Source organism: Streptomyces antibioticus, from assembly GCF_002019855.1.
Lineage (GTDB): Bacteria > Actinomycetota > Actinomycetes > Streptomycetales > Streptomycetaceae > Streptomyces > Streptomyces antibioticus_B.
This window is the reverse complement of the sequence record NZ_CM007717.1, coordinates 6301130-6320018: the sequence shown is the minus strand read 5'-3', so window position 1 is coordinate 6320018 and position 18889 is coordinate 6301130. Positions and strand designations below refer to the sequence as shown.

The following is an 18889-nucleotide window of genomic DNA, read 5'->3' as shown; positions in this document are numbered from 1 at the left end:
CACAGCGCCGCCGTGACCACCCTTTCCGCCGCCCGGCCCCGCTGTCCATCCGTGACAACACCCATGTCGCCACCGTACGGGGGGATGGCAGCATGTCTGCTGCTCGCATCCGGCGGCGGCGCCTCGGTGCGCCGTCGGGGCAGCCGCTACGCAGGAACGATCAGCAAGGGGAAGAAACGTGTCTGCTCCACGCCTCCGGACGACACCGCTGCCAGGTATAGGAGTCCAGTACGACCTCGTGACGCGCGAGCAGCGCCATCTCTCGGTGGTCGCGCACCGCGACGGCACCCGCACCGTCGGCCTCTACCAGGCCGACGACCCGGACTCGTGCTCGCACTCCATCCACCTGACCGGCGCCGAGGCGGGATCGCTGATCGACGCGTTGAAGCCCACCCACCACAGCGCGAGCCTCCTCTACACGACGGACCTCGGACTGGTCGCCGAGCGCATCGAGGTCTCGGCCACCTCCCGCTGGAACGGCAGGCTGCTGGGCGACACCCGGATGCGCACGGAGACGGGCGCGTCGATCGTGGCCGTGCTGCGGCGGGCCGAGGCGATACCGTCCCCCGCGCCGGACTTCCGCCTGGCGGGTGGTGACACCCTCATCGTCATCGGCACCCGCGAAGGCGTGGACGCGGCCGCGGCGATCCTCGGTCGGGAGTGAGGGCCGGGTGCATTCTTCCGCCGTTCTGCTGATCGAATTCGGTTCCATCATCCTGGGCCTCGGCCTGCTCGGCCGGTTCGCCGCCCGATTCCAGTTCTCGCCGATCCCGCTGTATCTGCTGGCCGGTCTGGCCTTCGGCGAGGGCGGACTGCTGCCCCTCGGCGCGAGCGAGGAGTTCGTCGCGACCGGCGCCGAGATCGGCGTCATCCTGCTGCTGCTCATGCTCGGCCTGGAGTACTCGGCGAGCGATCTGGTCTCCAACCTCAAGGCGCACTACCCCTCCGGTCTCGTGGACGGCGCCCTCAACGCGCTGCCCGGTGCGGCCGCCGCCCTGCTGCTGGGCTGGGGCCCGGTGGCGGCCGTGGTCCTGGCGGGCGTCACCTGGATCTCGTCGTCCGGTGTCATCGCCAAGGTCCTCGGCGACCTGGGCCGGGTCGGCAACCGCGAGACACCGGTCATCCTCAGCGTCCTCGTCCTCGAGGACCTGGCGATGGCGGTCTACCTGCCCATCATCACGGCGCTGGTGGCCGGGGCCGGGCTGGCCGCGGGCAGCGTCACCCTGGCCGTCGCGCTGGGCGTCGCGGGGCTCGTGCTGTTCGCCGCCGTGCGCTACGGCCGGGTCATCTCGCGCTTCGTGTCGAGCGACGACCCGGAGAAGCTGCTGCTCGTGGTGCTCGGCCTGACCATCCTGGTCGCCGGTGTGGCCCAGCAGCTCCAGGTGTCGGCGGCCGTGGGCGCTTTCCTGGTGGGCATCGCGCTGTCGGGTGAGGTCGCCGAGGGCGCGCACACGCTCCTCAGCCCGCTGCGGGATCTGTTCGCCGCGGTGTTCTTCGTGTTCTTCGGACTCCACACCGACCCGGCGAGCATTCCTCCGGTCCTCCTTCCCGCGCTCGCGCTGGCCGTCGTCACCGCCGCGACGAAGATCGCCACCGGTTACTGGGCCGCCCGTCGCGCCGGTGTCTCACCGAAGGGACGCTGGCGGGCCGGTGGCGCGCTGGTGGCACGCGGCGAGTTCTCGATCGTCATCGCCGGACTGGCGGTCTCGGCCGGTATCGAGCCGTCCCTCGGCCCGCTGGCCACGGCGTACGTCCTCCTCCTGGTCGTCCTGGGCCCCCTCACCGCCCGCTACACGGAACCGATCGCCACCTGGTGGACCGGCCGCCGCAAGCCGCCCGCGGGGACGCGTACGGCCGCGGGTGCCACGGCCTCCGGCACCGGCGCGCAGGAGCAACTGCCCGAGGCGCAGCGGTAGCGGCGACAGCGGCAGTCAGGGCACCGGCGAGCGCCTGAGCGAGCGCGCGGCCGCAGCCTGTGGAGTGGGAGGAGAGGAGAAGGGGTCGTCACCCCGGCCTCTCCCCCCACTCACGCGTGCTCTGCTTCCCTCACGCGTCCCCTGCTTCCCACCCGTGTCTCACGTCACACCCCCCACGTGTCCGATCCGCCGAACGACTCCCCCCACCCATGGCATGCTCATGGTCTGTTACCGGCCAGTAGTACGCGACCACGCCCGCTGCCCGGCCGGTCCTCCTCAGCTCACCCCCCACCTCCAGGACTGACCTTGCGCAGACGCCTGAGGCACTCCCGTGCCCTCGTGCCCGCCTTAGCCGCATCCGCCCTTCTCCTCGCGGCGGGCTGCTCCTCTCCCCCGTCGCAGGCCGCCCCCCCTGCCTCCACCGCCGGCTCGCGGGCCGATGCCTCACCCGACTCCACCGACCGCTCCCTCACGGTGGCCGCCGCCCCCGCGGGCACCGCGACCGCCACCGCCCGCCCGGGCTCCGCCGGCGGCAAGGCCCACCGCACGAAGCTGAGCGTCAGCTCCTACGACGGCAAGACCGGACGCGCCGTCATTTCCTCCAACGGTCGGACGGGCAAGCCGAGTTCCGCTCCTCCCGCGAGTTCGCCCACCGCGAACTCCCCCGCTCCCGGCACCTCGCCCAGCGCCTCGGAGGCCGGCCCGGGGACCACCCCGGAGACTCCCCACCGCACCGCCGTCGGCGACGTCATCGCCAGCGCCCCGGCCCCCGGCGCCCCGGAGGGACTGCTCGCGAAGGTCACCAAGGTGATCGGCGAGACCCCCGAGGGCACCGAGGTGCAGACCGAGCCGGCCCAGCTCAACGCCCTGCTCGGGGACGACACGGCGAAGGGCAGCGTGCCGGTCGCCCCGGCCGACTTCGACATCGACGAGCTGCTGCCCGATGTCGACGTCTCCTGGTCGCGCACCCGGGACACCCACATCGGCCCCGAGGGCGCGACCGTCCCCCTGGGCAGCCTGCGGCTCGACGTCCGCACCGACCTCCCCAGCGTGGGGAACGCCACCGCCTCGGCGTCCGCGTCGGCTTCCGCATCCGTCGAGGGCTTCGTCCAGGTCGCCCCGCAGGTCGACTTCCGCTACGGCGGCCAGGGCACCGGCAGCACGCCCGCGTCGGCCTACCTGGGCGTCTCCGGAGACTGGACCTCCGGCTGGGCGCTGAAGGGACGCGCCGGCGCCTCGGCGGCCCCGACGCGCATCCCGTTCGCCACCCTGCACGCCGACCCGGTGCTCCAGGTCGGCCCCGTGCCCGTGGTGGTCAACCTCGATCTGACCCTCTATCTGCGGATCAGCGGCGACGGCAAGGTCACCGTGGACGTCGAGCAGAACCTCAAGGGCGATTTCAAGGCGGGCGGCACCTTCGGCCTCGGTCAGGGCTGGACGCCGGTCAGCTCCGCCGACATGACGAGCACGCCCGTGAAGACCACCGTCACCAGCGCGGGCAGCGTGCAGGCGGCCCTCGGGGCCGAGGCCAGCGTCGGCCTCTACGGCAGCGTCGGGGTCGTCGCCGACCTCGCCCCGTACGTCCGCGGCGAGGCCACCGGCACGGTGACGGGCACCGACGACGTGTTCACGTTCGACGGCTCCTGGGCCGTCCACGGCGGGGTCGACCTCAACGGCGCCCTGCGGTTGCAGCTCTCCGTCTTCGGCACGCCCGTCCTCCAGCGGAACATCCCCCTCGGCAGCGTCCACCGCGAGTGGAAGCTGGCCGGCGGGGAGACCTCTTAGCGCGAGCCGGCTGGGAGACGTCGTAGCGCAAGCCAACGGGGAGACGTCGTAGCGAAGAAAGCGCAGGCCCTCTAGGACGCGCCGCCAGGTATCCAGCCCTGGCGGCGCAGGACCGCCGACACGTCCGGTGCCTCGTAGTGCTCGCCCTTGAGGACCTTGCCGTCCTCCCGGCGGGCCACCTGGCCGTCGGGGCCCAGCTTCGTCATGTTGGACCGGTGGATCTCGGCGAGCACCACGTCGAGGTCGATCCCGTGGATCAGGGCTGTGCCGTAGGCGACGTAGACGACGTCCGCCAGTTCGTGCGCGAGCCGGTCCAGCGGGCCGTCGACCGCCACCTCGGCCACCTCCGCCGCCTCCTCGGCGAGCAGCTCACCGCGGTGCGCGGCGAGGCTCGGCGCCACCTCGGTCGGGGTGGTGCGGGCGTCGAGCCCGAAGACGCGGTGGAACTCACGGACCAGTTCGACAGGCGAAGAACTCATGCACAGACTGTAACGACCCCCACTGACAACCCGCCCCGCTCACACCCCGCTCCCGCCCCGACCACACGCCCGCTGTGGGCCCCGGCCTGGTCAGCACCGCGTCCGGGCTGGCAGGATCGCCGCATGTCCAAGGTGTTCCCCCGGATCAGCCGACGTCGGGCGCTGCAAGGTGCGGCGGCCGGTGTCGTCACGCTCGGTCTGCTGCTGTGGTGGCTGCTGCCCCTGGGCGAGGCCCCGCCGAGCGGCTCGATCACCTTCAGCACGGGCACGACCCGCGGTGTCTACCAGGAGTACGGCTCCCTGCTCCGCGACGAGCTGGCGAAGGACATGCCGAACCTGAAGGTGACGCTGCGGACCAGCAACGGCTCGCAGGAGAACGTCGCGCGCGTGGCGAACGGCGAGGCCGACTTCACCATCGCCGCCGCCGACGCGGTGCAGGCATACGAGGCGCAGAACCCGAAGTCCTCGGCCCGGCTGCGCGGCGTGGCCCGCCTCTACGACGACTACGTACAGCTCGTCGTGGCACGCGGCTCGAAGGTGCGGTCCCTGGCCGATCTGAAGGGCCTGACCGTGGCGACGGGGCTGCCGGGATCGGGCGTACGGCTGATAGCGGAACGGGTGCTCAAGGCGGCCGGAGTGGACCCGGCCGCGGACATCACGGCGGTGTCGGAGGGCATCGACACCGGCCCCCAGAAGCTCCAGCGGGGTGACATCGACGCGTTCTTCTGGTCGGGCGGGGTGCCGACGGGCGGTCTGCGCGACCTGGCCGGGAGCTTCGACTTCCGGTTCGTGCCGATCGACGCCACGCTGGTCGCCAAGATGCACGACGCGGACCGCTCGACCGGCTACTACCGCGCGACGAACATGCCCGAGTCGGCGTACCCGACCATTCAGAACGGCGAGACGGTACCGACGATCGCGGTGTCCAACCTGCTGATGACCCGCACGGACCTGGACCCCCGGCTCACCGAATGGCTGACCCGGACCGTGATCAAGAGCCGGGACGACATCGGCTCACGCGTGCACTCCGCCCAGCTCGTCGACCTGCGCACGGCGATCTACACCGACCCCCTCCGCCTGCACGACGGCGCCCGCCGCTACTACCGCTCGGTCAAGCCGTAGAAGCCCGCACCACGGCGACCGTAGAACCCCTCACACCGTCGGCCCCGACCTCGGCACCGACACCGTCACCCGCAGCCCCGTCGGCTCGTGGCGCTCGTAGAAGAGGGAGCCGCCGCCCGCCGCGAGCAGGGTCCGGGAGATGGACAGGCCAAGGCCGGAGCCCTTGATGTTCTGGTGCCGGTTGCTGCGCCAGAAACGGTCGCCCACGCGCGTGAGCTCCTCGTCGGTGAGGCCGGGGCCGTGGTCGGTGACGACGACGGTGGAGGTCTCGCCGTCCGCCGCGACCGTCACCTCGACGCTCTCGCCCTCCGGTGTGAACTTCACGGCGTTGTCGATCACCGCGTCCAGTGCGCTGGACAGCGTGACCGGGTCGGCCCAGGCCGTGGTCGCCGGGCAGTCGCCGACCAGCCGGACGCCCTTGGCCTCGGCGGTGGGCGCCCAGGCAGCGACGCGCTCGGCGGTCAGCGCGCCGATGTCGGTGACCCGGAGATCGGCCTCGGTGTGCTCGGCCAGGGCCAGGTCGAGCAGGTCGTCCAGGACCTGGGCCAGGCGGCGGCCCTCGCTCTGGACGGAGGCGATCTCCTCGTTGCCCTCGGGGAGTTCGTAGGCGAGCAGTTCGATGCGGAGCAGCAGTGCGGCGAGGGGGTTGCGCAACTGGTGGGAGGCGTCGGCGACGAAGGCGCGCTGCTGCTCCAGCACGTCCTCGACGTTGTCGGCCATCTCGTTGAACGACCGGGCCAGCCGTCTGAGTTCCGGCGGACCGCCGGACACTGCGACCCGGGACTTCAGCCGGCCGCTCGCGATCGCGTGGGTGACGACGTCCAGGACGCGTACGGGCTTGAGGACCCAGCCGGTCAGGCGGAGCGCGGCGCCGATGGCCAGCAGCATCGCGGCGGCCTCCCCGGCGGCGATGAGCACCCAGCCCTGCTGGATCCGCGACCGCATCGGCCCGGTGGGCGAGTCGGTGACGACGACGGCGACGACGTCACCGTCCCGGATGACCGGCGACGCGACGACCAGACGATGACGTTGCCATGGCCACACCTGCTGCGGATCATGGCTGCGGCGGCTGAGCAGCGCCTCCTGGAAGGCGTCCCGCACCTCACCCTCCTGGGGGAGCGTCCAGTCGCCCGGGGACGCGGCCAGGGGGGTGCGGGTGGGGTAGAAGACACCGGTACGGATGCCGTAGACGTCGTAGTAGCTGTCCAGTTCGCGTTCGAGCGTCTCCAGGCGCTCGTCCGTGGAGGAGGGCACCGAGGCGTCCGCCGCCGACGGGACGGTCACGAACTGGGCGAGCGCGGCGAAGCGCGCGGTGTCGTCGATCCGGTCGACGACGACCTTCTGCTGCTGGGCACCGGCCACACTGACGGCCAGCGGCACGCCGAGGGCGAGCAGAACGGCCGCCATCAGCACGATGAGCAGCGGCAGCAGACGCGTGCGCAACGTGCCCCGCTACGCGCCGGGGGCGACGAGCCGGTAGCCGACGCCCCGTACGGTCTCGATCAGGGCGGGCATGCGCAGCTTGGCGCGCAGGGAGGCGACATGGACCTCCAGGGTGCGCCCGGTCCCCTCCCAACTGGTGCGCCAGACCTCGCTGATGATCTGCTCGCGCCGGAAGACCACCCCGGGGCGCTGGGCGAGCAGGGCGAGGAGGTCGAACTCCTTGCGGGTCAGTTGGACGACCGAACCGTCCACGGTGACCCGGCGGGTGGGCAGCTCGATCTGGACGGTGCCGAGGCGCAGCGCGTCGTCGGAGCCGGTCACGGCCGGGTCCTCGTGGACGGTGCGCCGGCTGACGGCGTGGATCCGGGCGAGCAGCTCTCCGGTGTCGTACGGCTTCACCACGTAGTCGTCGGCGCCCAGGTTGAGGCCGTGGATGCGAGAGCGCACGTCGGAGCGGGCGGTGACCATGATGACCGGGGTGGCGGTGCGTTTTCGGATCTTGCCGCAGACCTCGTAGCCGTCCTGGTCGGGCAGGCCGAGGTCGAGCAGGACGACCCCGAAGCCGGGCCCCTCCGGGACCAGCGCCTGGAGGGCCTCCTCGCCGTTGCGCGCGTGCGTGACGTCGAAGCCGTGCCGTCTGAGGACCGCGGACAGTGCGGCTGCGACGTGGTTGTCGTCCTCGACGAGGAGCAGTCTCATCCGGGCCCCCTTCGGTTCATCGTCCGTTTGGTCTTGTTCTGTACAAAAAAGGCTGCACACGTGCGCGTGCACCATGGCAGTCACGCTGATGGACGACGATGGCGTCAAGTAGGTTCCGGTTGCGGGCGACTTCCGTTACCCGGCCGATACGCGCGCAGGTCGTACGTGCTACGACACGTGTCCGATTGCTATCGGATCGTGATGCTCAGATTCCCCTCAGATGTAATGACGCTGGTCGCGACCGGTTACTACTGTCCTCCGAAACCGAGGAGGACGGAGCCTGAGAGCGATGACCGATGTATCGGTGACCAAGGAAGACACGGTCCCGCCCGGCGATCTCGTCGTCCTGAAGGATGTCAACAAGCACTTCGGCGCGTTGCACGTACTCCAGGACATCGATCTGACGATCACCCGTGGTGAGGTCGTCGTGGTCATCGGGCCCTCCGGGTCCGGGAAGTCGACCCTGTGCCGCACGATCAACCGTTTGGAGACGATCGACGCGGGCACGATCACGATCGACGGAAAGCCGCTGCCCCAGGAGGGCAAGGCGCTGGCCCGGCTGCGGGCCGACGTCGGCATGGTCTTCCAGTCGTTCAACCTGTTCGCGCACAAGACCGTGCTCGAGAACGTGATGCTGGGCCAGATCAAGGTCCGCAGGACGGACAAGAAGCAGGCCGAGGAGAAGGCCCGCGCCCTCCTCGACCGCGTCGGCGTGGGCACCCAGGCCGACAAGTACCCGGCGCAGCTCTCGGGCGGCCAGCAGCAGCGGGTGGCCATCGCACGAGCCCTGGCCATGGATCCGAAGGTCATGCTCTTCGACGAGCCGACCTCCGCCCTCGACCCCGAGATGATCAACGAGGTGCTCGAGGTGATGCAGCAGCTCGCCCGCGACGGCATGACCATGATCGTCGTCACCCATGAGATGGGCTTCGCGCGATCGGCGGCGAACCGGGTGGTCTTCATGGCCGACGGCCGCATCGTCGAGGAGGCCACGCCCGACCAGTTCTTCAGCAACCCGCGCAGCGACCGTGCCAAGGACTTCCTGTCGAAGATCCTGCACCACTGACCGCGCACAGGACCCCTCGTCCGACGGACCCGCACCGCCCTCAGCCCTTCATCACCGTAAGGAACAAGTCATGAAGCTTCGCAAGGTCACCGCCGCCTCGGCCGCCGTACTCGCCCTCGCCCTCGCCGCCACCGCGTGCGGCGGCGACAGCGACGACGACGCGGGCAGCGGCTCCACCGGCGGCACCGGTGGCGGCGGCAAGATCAAGGTCGGCATCAAGTACGACCAGCCCGGTCTCGGTCTGAAGAAGCCCGACGGATCCTTCGCCGGCTTCGACGTGGACGTGGCGACCTACGTGGCCAAGCAGCTCGGCTACGAGCCCGACCAGATCGAGTTCGTCGAGACCAAGAGCGCCGACCGCGAGAACGCGCTCGCGCGCGGTGACGTCAAGTTCATCGCCGCCACCTACTCGATCAACGACGAGCGCAAGCAGAAGGTCGACTTCGCCGGCCCGTACCTGCTCGCCCACCAGGACCTGCTGGTCAAGTCCGACTCGGACATCTCCAAGGGCACGGACCTCAACGGCGAGAAGCTGTGTTCCGTGACCGGTTCGACCTCGGCGCAGAACGTCCAGAAGTCGATCGCCCCGAAGGCGAACCTGAAGGAGTACAGCAGCTACTCGGAGTGCATCGCCGCCCTCCAGAACGGCACCGTGGCCGCGGTGACCACCGACGACTCGATCCTCGCCGGCTTCGCCGCCCAGGACCAGTACAAGGGCAAGTTCAAGCTCGCGGGTCTGAAGCTCAGCAACGAGAACTACGGCATCGGCGTCAAGAAGGGCGACGCCACGACCGTCGACAAGATCAACAAGGCGCTGGAGCAGATGGTCAGCGACGGCTCCTGGGACAAGGCGGTCGCCGCCAACTTCGGCCCGGCGAACTACAAGAACGAGCAGGCCCCGAAGATCGGCGTCATCGTCAAGTAAGTAGTGCGGGGCCTCGGCCCAGCCATCCGGGGTTCCTGCGGTGCGCCGCCGTCCGTCGCGATCACGGCGGCGGCGCGCCCTGCCCTCCCCCTATGCCACCCACCCGGAAGCGCGGGAGATCGTGTTCGACTTTCTTGAAGGTTACGACGTCCTCGGGGCGTTCTGGATGACGGTGAAACTCACCGCCCTCTCCGCCGTGGGTTCCCTGATCTGGGGCACCCTGCTGGCCGCGATGCGGGTCAGCCCGGTTCCCCTCATGCGCGGGTTCGGCACCGCCTACGTCAACATCGTCCGGAACATCCCCCTGACGGTCATCATCCTCTTCTGCTCGCTCGGCCTGGCCGACGTCTTCGGTGTCACCATGGGCTCCGAGGACTTCAAGATCCAGGGCTTCCGGCTGGCCGTGCTCGGCCTGGTCGCCTACACCGCGGCCTTCGTCTGCGAGGCGCTGCGCTCCGGCATGAACACGGTGCCGCTCGGCCAGGCGGAGGCGGCCCGCGCCATCGGCCTGAGCTTCACCCAGACCCTGTGGCTCGTCGTGCTGCCGCAGGCCTTCCGCTCGGTCATCGGCCCGCTGGCCAACGTCCTGATCGCCCTGACCAAGAACACGACAGTGGCGGCCGCGATCGGTGTCGCCGAGGCCGCCTATCTGATGAAGACGATGATCGAGAACGAAGCGCAGACACTGCTCATCGGCGCGGTCTTCGCGTTCGGGTTCGTGGTGCTGACCCTGCCGACCGGCCTCATCCTGGGCTGGCTGAGCAAGCGACTGGCGGTGAAACGATGAGTTCGGTCCTCTACGACACTCCGGGCCCCCGCGCCAAGCGGCGCAACGTCCTCTTCACGGTGGTCTTCGCCGTCCTGCTCCTGCTGCTGCTGTGGTGGGTGTGGCTGAAGATGGACGAGAAGGAGCTGTGGGCCTCCGCCCAGTGGAAGCCGTTCACCGAGTCGCAGGCATGGACGACGTACCTGCTGCCCGGGCTCGCCGACACCCTGAAGGCCGCGGCGCTCGCCATGGTGATCGCCCTCCCGCTGGGCGCCGTCTTCGGTATCACGCGACTGTCCGACCACCGGTGGGTGCGGGGCGCGTCCGGCACGGTGGTGGAGTTCTTCCGCGCGATCCCGGTGCTGCTGCTGATGCTGTTCGCCAACGAGCTCTACGCCCGCTACACCGACGTCGGCAGCGAGGAGCGGCCGCTCTACGCGGTCGTCACCGGCCTGGTGCTGTACAACTCCGCGGTCCTCGCCGAGGTCGTCAAGGCGGGCATCCTGGCCCTCCCCAAGGGCCAGACGGAGGCGGCCTACGCCATCGGTCTGCGCAAGGGCCAGACGATGAGCAGCGTCCTGCTTCCGCAGGCGGTCACGGCGATGCTGCCGGCGATCGTCAGCCAGTTGGTGGTCATCGTGAAGGACACCGCCCTCGGCGGTGTGATGATCGGCTTCACCGAGCTGCTCAACTCGCGCGGCACGCTCGCGGCCAACTACGCCAACCAGATCCCCAGCTTCATCGTCGTCGCGATCATGTTCATCGTGCTGAACTTCATCCTGACCAGCTTCGCGAGCTGGCTGGAGCGCCGACTGCGGCGCAGCAAGCGCAGCACGGGCGCGGTGCTCGGCGCGGAGGACATCGACGATCTGAACGCGGCCGAGGTCGGCGGCGCCCACGGCACCGGCGCGGTGGGCAAGACCTGACGCGCACTCAACCGATGTGACCTGTACGGAGGCAGTGGCCCGCGCGCCGCTGCCTCCGTCGCTTGACGCAAACAACGTCAATGGGTTGCATTCATTCTGTGATCGTGCACCCTGCTCCACCCTGTTGTTCACTCACGCCCGCGAGTCCGTCGCCGAAGGCAGGGAGTGTCGCGCCGTGGACCCGGTGATCATCGTCGGAGCGGGGCCCGTGGGGCTCTCGCTCGCCCTGGCGCTGGCGCGTCAGGAAGTGCCGTCGGTCGTCCTCGACGAGGGCCCCGGCAAGGACGAACCCCGCCTCGCGCGCACCGTCGTGCTGCGCGCCGACACCGCCGCCCTGATGGAGCGGCTCACCGGTGAGCCGCTGGACCAGGCGGGCATGCGCTGGGCCGGATGGCGGGCGATGCGGCGCAAGCAGGTGACACGGGAGGTCACGTTCGGCGGCGACGAACCCGCCCCGCTGCACATCGCCCAGCACGAGCTGACGGGCGCCCTGCGCGCCGCCGCGGCGGCCGAGCGGCTGGTGAGGATCTCGGTCGACAGCCGGCTCGACACGATCGAGCAGGAACCTTCCGGTGTCACCGCCCACACCCGCGGCCCGAAGGGCACCTGGTGGCGCGGCAGCTACCTGGTGGGCTGCGACGGCCCGCGCTCCACGGTCCGCAAACTCCTCGACATCCGCTTCCCCGGCCGTACGGCGGTGGAGCGACACGCCGTGGCCGCGCTGCGGGCGGAACTTCCGTGGCCCCGTCAGGCGTTGCTCCATCGGACACCGCCGTGGCGGACGTCCGGTCCCTCCGCCGGGGAGATCACCGGACGCCCGCTGCCGGACGGCGTCTGGCGGCTGGACTGGCTGCTCCCGCCCGGCAAGGACCTCGTCACACCCGAGCTGCTGGTCGCGCGCGTCCGCGAAACCCTCCAGGGCTGGAGCGAGGGCTCGGTTCCCGCGTACGAGCTGCTCGACACCGGCGTCCACACCGTGCACCACCGGCTGGCTCGCCGGTGGCGCGTGGGCCGGGTGCTGCTCGCCGGGGACGCCGCGCATCTGCTCGGCGCGTTCGGCACACAGGGGCTCGACGAGGGGCTGCGGGACGCCGACAACCTCGCCTGGAAGCTGTCCCTGGCCTGGCACCACGGGCCGCACGACGCGCTGCTCGACAGCTACCAGGCCGAGCGGCGCGCCGCCGTCTCCGCCCGGCTGCGCGCCGCCGACCAGGCCCTGCCTCTGCTGCGCGCCGGTGGCGGCATAAGGACCTACGTCCCCGGCGCGGCCCGCGGCCACGACGTGCTGCTCTCGGACGGCCACCTGGGGCACGGCCCGCTCGGCGCGCCGGGCACCTACGCGCACTCCCCGCTCGCGCCCCGGCACCTGGAGGCGGAGGTCCCGGTGGGCACACCCCCAGGGGAGCCGGTCGCGGACGTCCGGGTGACCGCGGAGGACGGCTCCTTCGTACGGCTGCGGGACCGGCTCGGCCGGGCCGCGCTGCTCGTCGTCCTGATCGCACCGGGCACGGGCGTGTGGGAGCGCCGGCACTGGGTGTCGGCCGGGATCATGCCCCGGCTGGCCGCCGCGGTGACGGCACTGCCGTGTCCGGCCGAGCTGCTGGTGGCCGAGAGCTATCCGGGCGCGGCCGCCCACACCGTCCTGCTGATCCGCCCGGACGGCCATCTGGTCACCGCGCTCAACGGCGTCCGCCCCGCCGACCTGTACGCGGCGGCGGAGGCCGCGGTGGGCGGCAGACGGACCCGGGAGAACGCGGACGGCATGGAGAACGCGGAGGCTACGGCCGGATCCGCGGCGACGTGAACGCCGTGCGTCTCATGGGGTGACCGGGGAGGGCGGGAGGGCTGTCGTCGGCCGGAGGCAGCCCTCGTGCGTGCCCGCGCATCCGGTACGACCGTCACATGACCGTACGCTCCGTTCCCGCTCCGTCCGCATGGCGACGGTGAGTTGACCGGCCCACACCGGCATGGTGTACTCCGGATCGTGACCGACACCGATGTGCGCCTGTGGCGGAGGGTCCATATGGACCTCGTCCGCTATGCGGGCTGCGTGTGTCGTCCCTCCTGCTGAACTCGCACCCTTTCCTCCACGGCACGCGCCCCCGCGACCCGAGTCGCCCCTGTGCGCCGCCGCACCCGCGAACGTTCTCAGGACGGTACCCGTGTCTGTCTCTCCCGCTGTCCCAGCCGCCGCCGTCGCCGCGCCGACCCAGGCGGACCTTCTCGACTTCGTCCGGCGCACCGCCGCCGACGCCGAGCTGATCGCCTCGCTCCCCCTCGACCCCGAGGGCCGTACCTGGGTGCACCTGGAGGGGCCCGGCGGCAGCGAGGCGTGGCTGATCGGCTGGCCGCCCGGCTCGGGCACCGGCTGGCACGACCACGCCGACTCGGTGGGCGCCTTCCTCACCGCGCGGGGCGAGCTGAAGGAGTACTCGCTGGCCGCGCGGCTGCCCACCGACGGCTGGAAGACCCTGGAGCTGACGGAGGGCGTCGACCGGGAGCGCACGCTGCCGGCGGGCCGGGGCCGCTCCTTCGGACGCCATCACGTCCACGAGGTCCTCAACGAGTCCACCGAGGAACACGCGATCTCCGTCCACGCCTACTACCCGCCGCTGCCCCGCATCCGCCGCTACAGCCGCTCGGGACAGGTGCTGCGCCTGGAGCAGGTCGAGCGCCCGGAGGACTGGCAGTGAGCGGCGGCGGACAGCAGGCGGGCACGGGCACAGAACGACCGGGGCCGGAACGACCGGGCACGGAACAGCCGGTGGGCATAGACGAGTTGCTCGAACGGGTCCGCGCCGGGTACACGCGTGTGGAGGCACGTGAGGCGTACGAGGCGGCCGGTGCGGGCGAGGCGCTGCTCGTGGACATCCGGTACGCCGCCCTGCGCGAGCGGGACGGTCTGATCCCCGGTGCCCTGGTCGTCGAGCGCAACGAACTGGAGTGGCGGCTCGACCCGCAGGGCAGTCACCGTGTCCCCGAGGCGACGGGCCACGATCTGCGGATCGTCGTCATCTGCAACGAGGGCTACGCGTCCAGCCTGGCCGCCGCCTCCCTGCACGGCCTGGGGCTCCACCGGGCGACGGATCTGGTGGGCGGCTTCCAGGCGTGGAAGGCGGCCGGGCTGCCGGTGACGCCGTAGCGGGCCGTTCGTCCATGACGGCGGGCCTCGGCGGGCGCGTGCGGGAGGGGGCTCAGTACTCCCCGTCCCCCAGGAACTCCGTGTCCTCGCCCTCCTCCTCCAGCGCCTGCCGGACCACTCTCAGGGCCATGCCCTCGGAGTAGCCCTTGCGCGCGAGCATGCCCGCGAGACGGCGGAGCCGCTTGTCGCGGTCGAGGCCGCGCGTCGAGCGCAGCTTGCGGGCGACGAGCTCCCGGGCGGTCGCCTCCTCCTGCTCGGAGTCGAGCTGTCCGACGGCCTCGTCGATCAGCTCGGAGTCGACGCCCTTGGTACGCAGCTCTCTCGCCAGGGCCCGCCGGGCCAGGCCCCGGCCGTGGTGCCGGGACTCCACCCAGGCGTCCGCGAAGGCGCTGTCGTTGATCAGCCCGGCCTCCTCGAACCGCGAGAGCACCTCTTCCGCCACGTCGTCCGGGATCTCCCGCTTGCGCAGGGCGTCCGCGAGCTGTTTGCGGGTGCGCGGGGTTCCGGTGAGCAGGCGCAGGCAGATCGCCCGTGCCCGCTCAGCCGGGTCCCCTGAAGACTCCCCCTCCTCGGCCCTCGACGAGGAGGAAGTGCCTCCGTCCTGTGCGGACGGCTCTCCGAAGCCGCGCCGACGGCGCCCACGCCGGCCCCGGGGACCGCTGCCCCGGGGACCGCTCTCGCCGTCCGGGGCGAGGCCGCCGTCCTCCCGGCTCCCCGGCTCCCGTGGGGTGCCGGGGTGCGCGTGCTCGGCCCAGTCCGTTCGTCGTGTCACGGATCAGCTCTTGGCGGCCGCGGCCTTCTTGGCGGTCTTGGCGGCGGGAGCCGGGACCGTCTTGGCGTCGTCCGCGGGCGTGCCCGGGGTGGCTGCGGCATCGGCGCCGGGCTCCGCCGAGGCGTCCGCGGGACGGACTCCGACGCCCAGCTTCTCCTTGATCTTCCTCTCGATCTCGTTGGCGAGATCGGGGTTGTCCTTGAGGAAGTTACGGGCGTTCTCCTTGCCCTGGCCGAGCTGGTCGCCCTCGTACGTGTACCAGGCGCCGGCCTTGCGGACGAAGCCGTGCTCCACGCCCATGTCGATCAGGCCGCCCTCGCGGCTGATGCCGTGGCCGTAGAGGATGTCGAACTCGGCCTGCTTGAAGGGCGGCGCGACCTTGTTCTTGACGACCTTGCAGCGGGTGCGGTTGCCGACCGCCTCCGTGCCGTCCTTCAGGGTCTCGATACGGCGGATGTCGATACGCACCGAGGCGTAGAACTTCAGCGCGCGGCCACCGGTCGTGGTCTCCGGGGAGCCGAACATCACGCCGATCTTCTCGCGGAGCTGGTTGATGAAGATCGCGGTGGTCTTGGACTGGTTGAGCGCGCTGGTGATCTTCCGCAGCGCCTGGCTCATCAGACGGGCCTGGAGACCGACGTGGCTGTCGCCCATCTCGCCCTCGATCTCCGCACGCGGCACGAGCGCGGCGACGGAGTCGATGACGATCAGGTCGAGGGCACCGGAGCGGACCAGCATGTCCACGATCTCCAGGGCCTGCTCGCCGTTGTCCGGCTGGGAGAGGATCAGGTTGTCGATGTCGACGCCGAGCTTCTTCGCGTACTCGGGGTCGAGGGCGTGCTCCGCGTCCACGAAGGCGACCTGGCCGCCGGCCTTCTGGGCGTTGGCCACGGCGTGCAGGGTCAGCGTGGTCTTACCGGAGGACTCCGGTCCGTAGATCTCGACGACGCGGCCGCGCGGCAGACCGCCGACGCCGAGGGCCACGTCGAGTGCGGTCGACCCGGTCGGGATGACCTCGATGGGCTCCATCGTCCGCTCGCCCATGCGCATGACCGCGCCCTTGCCGAATTGCCGTTCAATCTGTGCGAGAGCGGCATCCAGGGCCTTCTCGCGGTCGGTTCCTGCCATGGGTTCCACCCGATTTGCTTGAGTCGATCGCTTCACGTCAAAGACGCTAACGCCTGCCACTGACAATGCGCCTCGACGCCGGTCCGGCCTGTGGATAACTCGGGGACTCACCCGACCAAACCGGGACGTAACACCCGCCGAGAACCTCGCCGGAGCCTCCATAAGAATGGATGTTCGATTTTCGTGTCAAGCGCACCACGCGACACCACCGCTACTTCACCGGGTGTACGCCGGACGCCTTCGACCGGAGGACGACGGCACGCGTCGGCGACGGGACGCTCGGTGCATGCCCGATCAGACGACCACCTCTTCTCAGGACCGCATACCGGACCGCGTCTACGAGGCGACCGCCGCCCTCCTGATCCTCTCCGGCCTCCTCCATCTCGTCGTCTTCGCCGTCGACGGCGGCCCCTGGGACGGGCCGGTGTCCTGGCGCAAGCCGGTGACCTTCGGGCTCTCCTTCGGAGTGACCCTCCTCGCGGTCGTCCGGGTCACCTCGTGTCTGCGCCTGGACGCACGACTGCGCACCCTGCTGCTCGGGGTGTTCGCCGCCGACTGTGTCGTGGAGGTCGGCGGCATCACTCTCCAGGCGTGGCGGCGCGTGCCCTCGCACCTGGACATGGAGACGCCCTTCAACACCGCCGTGTCCATGACCCTCGCGGTCGGCGGCGGTGTCCTCGTGGTGCTGCTGACCGTCTTCGCCGTGGTGTCCTTCCGGCATCCGCCGACGGGACCCGCCGGAATGGCGCTCGCGGTGCGCTCGGGCTTCGCGGTCCTGCTGGTCGCGCTCGCCTCGGGAACGGCGATGATCGCGCGCGGAGTCGTCCTGACCCGCACGGGCCACCAGGAGGCGGCCTACCGCTCGACGGCCCCGCTCAAGCCGCTGCACGGGGTGAGCCTGCACGCCGTCCTCGTGCTGCCCGCGCTGGCCTGGCTGCTGTCCCGCACCCCGTGGAGCGCGCCCGTGCGACGGCGGATCGTGGTCGCGGCGGTGGGCTGCTACTGGGCGGCGGTCGCCGCGGCGGGGGTGTGGGCCGTGCTCACGTACTGAGCCGTGCCTTCCCTTCGGGGAGCCTGCCCCCTCGGGAACGGGCGGATCAGCCGGTGCCGGTCTCGGGCGCGCCTTCCCGATTCTGAACCCGGTCCCGACTCTGAACCCGGTCCCGAGCTTGGCTCGGGACCCGTGTCCGCCGCCCCCACAGCCCCCGCGCGCGGGACAGCGGGCTCGGGCCCTCGCCGCGGCGCCGGTGGCCGTGGACGCGGGGATCGTCCGTGACGTCGTACCGCTTCACATAGGCGCCCAGGAACGCCTGGAGCGTGGCGACCGCCGGGATGGAGATCAGCGCGCCGACCGCGCCGAGGAGGGCGGTGCCCGCGATGACCGAGCCGAAGGCGACCGCCGGGTGGATGTCCACGGTCCTGGCCGTCAGCTTGGGCTGGAGCATGTAGTTCTCGAACTGCTGGTAGACCACGACGAAGACCAGCACCCACAGCGCGTACAGCGGGGAGACCGTGAACGCGATCAGCATGGGCAGAGCGCCCGCGAGATACGTGCCGATGGTGGGGATGAACTGCGAGACCACGCCCACCCACACGGCGAGCACGGGCGCGTACGGGATGCCGAGGGCCTCCAGGAGGATGTAGTGCGCGATGCCCGAGATCAGCGCCATCAGCCCGCGTGAGTACAGGTAACCGCCGGTCTTGTCGACGGCGATCTCCCAGGCGCGCAGCACCTCGGCCTGCTTGGCGGGCGGCAGGACGGAGCACAGGGCGCGGCGCAGTCGCGGTCCGTCGGCGGCGAAGTAGAACGAGAACAGCGCGATCGTCAGCATCCGGAACAGGCCGCCCAGGACCTGAGTGGAGACGTCCAGGACGCCGGCGGCGCTGTTCTGGGCGTACTTCCGCAGCCAGTCGGAGTGGAGCAGGCCCTCCTGGATGTCGACCCGGCGCAGCTCGGTGTGGAACGTGGTGTTGACCCAGTTGATCACGGAGTCGAGGTACTCGGGGAAGCCCTCGATCATCTTGATGATCTGGCCCGCGAGCATCGAGCCGAGGAGGGTGAAGAACCCGGCGACCACGATCAGCAGGCCGAAGAAGACCAGAAACGTGGCGAACCCCCGGCGCATGCCGCGGGCGGCCAGCCTGCTCACGGCGGGTTCCACGGCGAGGGCCAGGAAGAAGGCTATGAGGACGTTCAGCAGCAGACCTATGAGCTGGTGGAAAGCCCAGGTACCGAGCTGGAACACCCCGACGAGGGCGAGCGCCAGGACCATGGCGCGCGGCAGCCAGCGGGGCATGCGCGCGACCTGCCCGACGGCGCCGCCCGCCGGGGTGTCGGAGGGCGGCGTCGCGCCGGGCCGGGGTGTCTGCCGGGCGGTCGGCCCGGGCTCGTCAGTGGGTGCCACGGGGCAAGTCTCGCCTACGCCACCGACAATCGGGGAGGCGCCCGCGATCTTCGCGACGGATCGGCGCAGGGATCAGCGCTTTTCGTGGGGAACGTTCATCACCGTGCACACCACGCGCCATACGTCCTTGGCGTCCCAGCCGCCCGCCAGCGCCTCGTCCACGGTGTGCCCGCCCAGCTCCGTCATCACGTGATCGCGCGCGAACGTCTCGGCGTAGCCCGCGCCGAAGTGTTCGTCCATCCGCTGCCAGAAGACCGTCAACCGCATGACACCAGTATCCCGCGCCCGGGGGTGGCCCCCGCCGGTCCCGCCTGC

General features: G+C 70.9%; 20 protein-coding genes. 13 read left to right on the top strand and 7 right to left on the bottom strand.

Going from position 1 to position 18889, the window contains the following annotated elements; genetic code table 11:
* Window positions 1–178: 178 nt before the first annotated feature.
* The 3 genes from AFM16_RS28720 (at window position 179) to AFM16_RS28710 (ending at window position 3701) form a co-directional block, all read left to right on the top strand.
* Window positions 179–664, top strand: coding sequence for a cation:proton antiporter regulatory subunit (locus tag AFM16_RS28720; protein ID WP_030796542.1), 486 nt, complete (start codon window positions 179–181; stop codon window positions 662–664).
* Window positions 665–671: 7 nt separating this feature from the next.
* Complete coding sequence (locus AFM16_RS28715; RefSeq protein WP_078635108.1) at window positions 672–1916, top strand: cation:proton antiporter; 1245 nt, start codon at window positions 672–674, stop codon at window positions 1914–1916.
* Between the two features lie 339 nt (window positions 1917–2255).
* Window positions 2256–3701: a hypothetical protein gene (locus AFM16_RS28710; protein ID WP_179123317.1), complete on the top strand. Its 1446-nt coding sequence runs from the start codon at window positions 2256–2258 to the stop codon at window positions 3699–3701.
* A gap of 71 nt (window positions 3702–3772) precedes the next feature.
* Here AFM16_RS28710 and AFM16_RS28705 read toward each other — a convergent pair whose 3' ends face one another.
* Complete coding sequence (locus AFM16_RS28705) at window positions 3773–4180, bottom strand: pyrophosphohydrolase domain-containing protein (RefSeq protein ID WP_078635106.1); 408 nt, start codon at window positions 4178–4180, stop codon at window positions 3773–3775.
* A 123-nt stretch (window positions 4181–4303) separates the two neighbouring features.
* Here AFM16_RS28705 and AFM16_RS28700 point away from each other — a divergent pair, with 123 nt between their 5' ends.
* Window positions 4304–5302 (top strand): TAXI family TRAP transporter solute-binding subunit, encoded by a 999-nt coding sequence (locus AFM16_RS28700; RefSeq protein ID WP_078635105.1) that lies wholly within the window; start codon window positions 4304–4306, stop codon window positions 5300–5302.
* Between the two features lie 30 nt (window positions 5303–5332).
* On the opposite strand, the gene AFM16_RS28695 is transcribed toward AFM16_RS28700, so the two are convergent.
* Together AFM16_RS28695 and AFM16_RS28690 are read right to left on the bottom strand one after the other, a co-directional pair.
* Window positions 5333–6745 (bottom strand): sensor histidine kinase, encoded by a 1413-nt coding sequence (locus tag AFM16_RS28695; RefSeq protein ID WP_078635104.1) that lies wholly within the window; start codon window positions 6743–6745, stop codon window positions 5333–5335.
* Between the two features lie 9 nt (window positions 6746–6754).
* Window positions 6755–7444, bottom strand: a complete 690-nt coding sequence (locus AFM16_RS28690; RefSeq protein WP_030796530.1) for a response regulator transcription factor — start codon at window positions 7442–7444, stop codon at window positions 6755–6757.
* Between the two features lie 289 nt (window positions 7445–7733).
* Here AFM16_RS28690 and AFM16_RS28685 point away from each other — a divergent pair, with 289 nt between their 5' ends.
* From AFM16_RS28685 to AFM16_RS28655, 8 genes are all read left to right on the top strand, one after another.
* Window positions 7734–8510, top strand: coding sequence for an amino acid ABC transporter ATP-binding protein (locus AFM16_RS28685; RefSeq protein WP_030796528.1), 777 nt, complete (start codon window positions 7734–7736; stop codon window positions 8508–8510).
* A gap of 70 nt (window positions 8511–8580) precedes the next feature.
* Window positions 8581–9435, top strand: a complete 855-nt coding sequence (locus AFM16_RS28680) for a glutamate ABC transporter substrate-binding protein (protein WP_030796526.1) — start codon at window positions 8581–8583, stop codon at window positions 9433–9435.
* 121 nt (window positions 9436–9556) lie between these two features.
* Window positions 9557–10222 (top strand): amino acid ABC transporter permease, encoded by a 666-nt coding sequence (locus AFM16_RS28675; RefSeq protein ID WP_030796524.1) that lies wholly within the window; start codon window positions 9557–9559, stop codon window positions 10220–10222.
* Window positions 10219–11127: an amino acid ABC transporter permease gene (locus tag AFM16_RS28670; RefSeq protein ID WP_030796522.1), complete on the top strand. Its 909-nt coding sequence runs from the start codon at window positions 10219–10221 to the stop codon at window positions 11125–11127. The genes AFM16_RS28675 and AFM16_RS28670 overlap by 4 nt, the downstream gene beginning before the upstream one ends.
* 175 nt (window positions 11128–11302) lie before the next feature.
* On the top strand, window positions 11303–12931 hold the full coding sequence (locus tag AFM16_RS28665) for an FAD-dependent monooxygenase (protein WP_030796520.1): 1629 nt from the start codon (window positions 11303–11305) through the stop codon (window positions 12929–12931).
* A gap of 180 nt (window positions 12932–13111) precedes the next feature.
* Window positions 13112–13198 (top strand): putative leader peptide, encoded by an 87-nt coding sequence (locus AFM16_RS40660; protein WP_311605579.1) that lies wholly within the window; start codon window positions 13112–13114, stop codon window positions 13196–13198.
* A gap of 91 nt (window positions 13199–13289) precedes the next feature.
* The gene (locus AFM16_RS28660; RefSeq protein WP_030796518.1) at window positions 13290–13820 is read left to right on the top strand and encodes a cupin domain-containing protein; all 531 of its coding nucleotides are present in this window, start codon (window positions 13290–13292) and stop codon (window positions 13818–13820) included.
* Between the two features lie 71 nt (window positions 13821–13891).
* The gene (locus AFM16_RS28655; protein WP_030796516.1) at window positions 13892–14269 is read left to right on the top strand and encodes a rhodanese-like domain-containing protein; all 378 of its coding nucleotides are present in this window, start codon (window positions 13892–13894) and stop codon (window positions 14267–14269) included.
* Between the two features lie 52 nt (window positions 14270–14321).
* Here AFM16_RS28655 and recX read toward each other — a convergent pair whose 3' ends face one another.
* A complete protein-coding gene (gene recX, locus AFM16_RS28650) occupies window positions 14322–15041 on the bottom strand; it encodes a recombination regulator RecX (protein ID WP_078635101.1) in 720 nt (239 codons plus the stop codon).
* Between the two features lie 3 nt (window positions 15042–15044).
* Window positions 15045–16169, bottom strand: a complete 1125-nt coding sequence (recA, locus tag AFM16_RS28645; RefSeq protein WP_030796513.1) for a recombinase RecA — start codon at window positions 16167–16169, stop codon at window positions 15045–15047.
* A 286-nt stretch (window positions 16170–16455) separates the two neighbouring features.
* Here recA and AFM16_RS28640 point away from each other — a divergent pair, with 286 nt between their 5' ends.
* Window positions 16456–17220: a hypothetical protein gene (locus AFM16_RS28640; RefSeq protein WP_078635099.1), complete on the top strand. Its 765-nt coding sequence runs from the start codon at window positions 16456–16458 to the stop codon at window positions 17218–17220.
* Window positions 17221–17266: 46 nt separating this feature from the next.
* Here the strand turns inward: AFM16_RS28640 and AFM16_RS28635 are convergent, their stop codons facing one another.
* Together AFM16_RS28635 and AFM16_RS28630 are read right to left on the bottom strand one after the other, a co-directional pair.
* Window positions 17267–18466: an AI-2E family transporter gene (locus AFM16_RS28635; RefSeq protein WP_030796508.1), complete on the bottom strand. Its 1200-nt coding sequence runs from the start codon at window positions 18464–18466 to the stop codon at window positions 17267–17269.
* A gap of 180 nt (window positions 18467–18646) precedes the next feature.
* On the bottom strand, window positions 18647–18841 hold the full coding sequence (locus tag AFM16_RS28630; RefSeq protein WP_030796505.1) for a DUF3046 domain-containing protein: 195 nt from the start codon (window positions 18839–18841) through the stop codon (window positions 18647–18649).
* Window positions 18842–18889 lie beyond the last annotated feature (48 nt).

What these genes read in the sequence shown, in the direction of transcription:
- AFM16_RS28670 (WP_030796522.1), top strand. Translation starts at nt 10,219, where the DNA reads ATGAGTTCGGTCCTCTACGACACTCCGGGCCCCCGCGCCAAGCGGCGC.
- AFM16_RS28700 (WP_078635105.1), top strand. Translation starts at nt 4,304, where the DNA reads ATGTCCAAGGTGTTCCCCCGGATCAGCCGACGTCGGGCGCTGCAAGGT.
- AFM16_RS28680 (WP_030796526.1), top strand. Translation starts at nt 8,581, where the DNA reads ATGAAGCTTCGCAAGGTCACCGCCGCCTCGGCCGCCGTACTCGCCCTC.
- AFM16_RS28640 (WP_078635099.1), top strand. Translation starts at nt 16,456, where the DNA reads ATGCCCGATCAGACGACCACCTCTTCTCAGGACCGCATACCGGACCGC.
- AFM16_RS28635 (WP_030796508.1), bottom strand. Translation starts at nt 18,466, where the DNA reads ATGCCCCGCTGGCTGCCGCGCGCCATGGTCCTGGCGCTCGCCCTCGTC.
- AFM16_RS28630 (WP_030796505.1), bottom strand. Translation starts at nt 18,841, where the DNA reads ATGCGGTTGACGGTCTTCTGGCAGCGGATGGACGAACACTTCGGCGCG.
- AFM16_RS28685 (WP_030796528.1), top strand. Translation starts at nt 7,734, where the DNA reads ATGACCGATGTATCGGTGACCAAGGAAGACACGGTCCCGCCCGGCGAT.
- AFM16_RS28705 (WP_078635106.1), bottom strand. Translation starts at nt 4,180, where the DNA reads ATGAGTTCTTCGCCTGTCGAACTGGTCCGTGAGTTCCACCGCGTCTTC.
- AFM16_RS28690 (WP_030796530.1), bottom strand. Translation starts at nt 7,444, where the DNA reads ATGAGACTGCTCCTCGTCGAGGACGACAACCACGTCGCAGCCGCACTG.
- recA (WP_030796513.1), bottom strand. Translation starts at nt 16,169, where the DNA reads ATGGCAGGAACCGACCGCGAGAAGGCCCTGGATGCCGCTCTCGCACAG.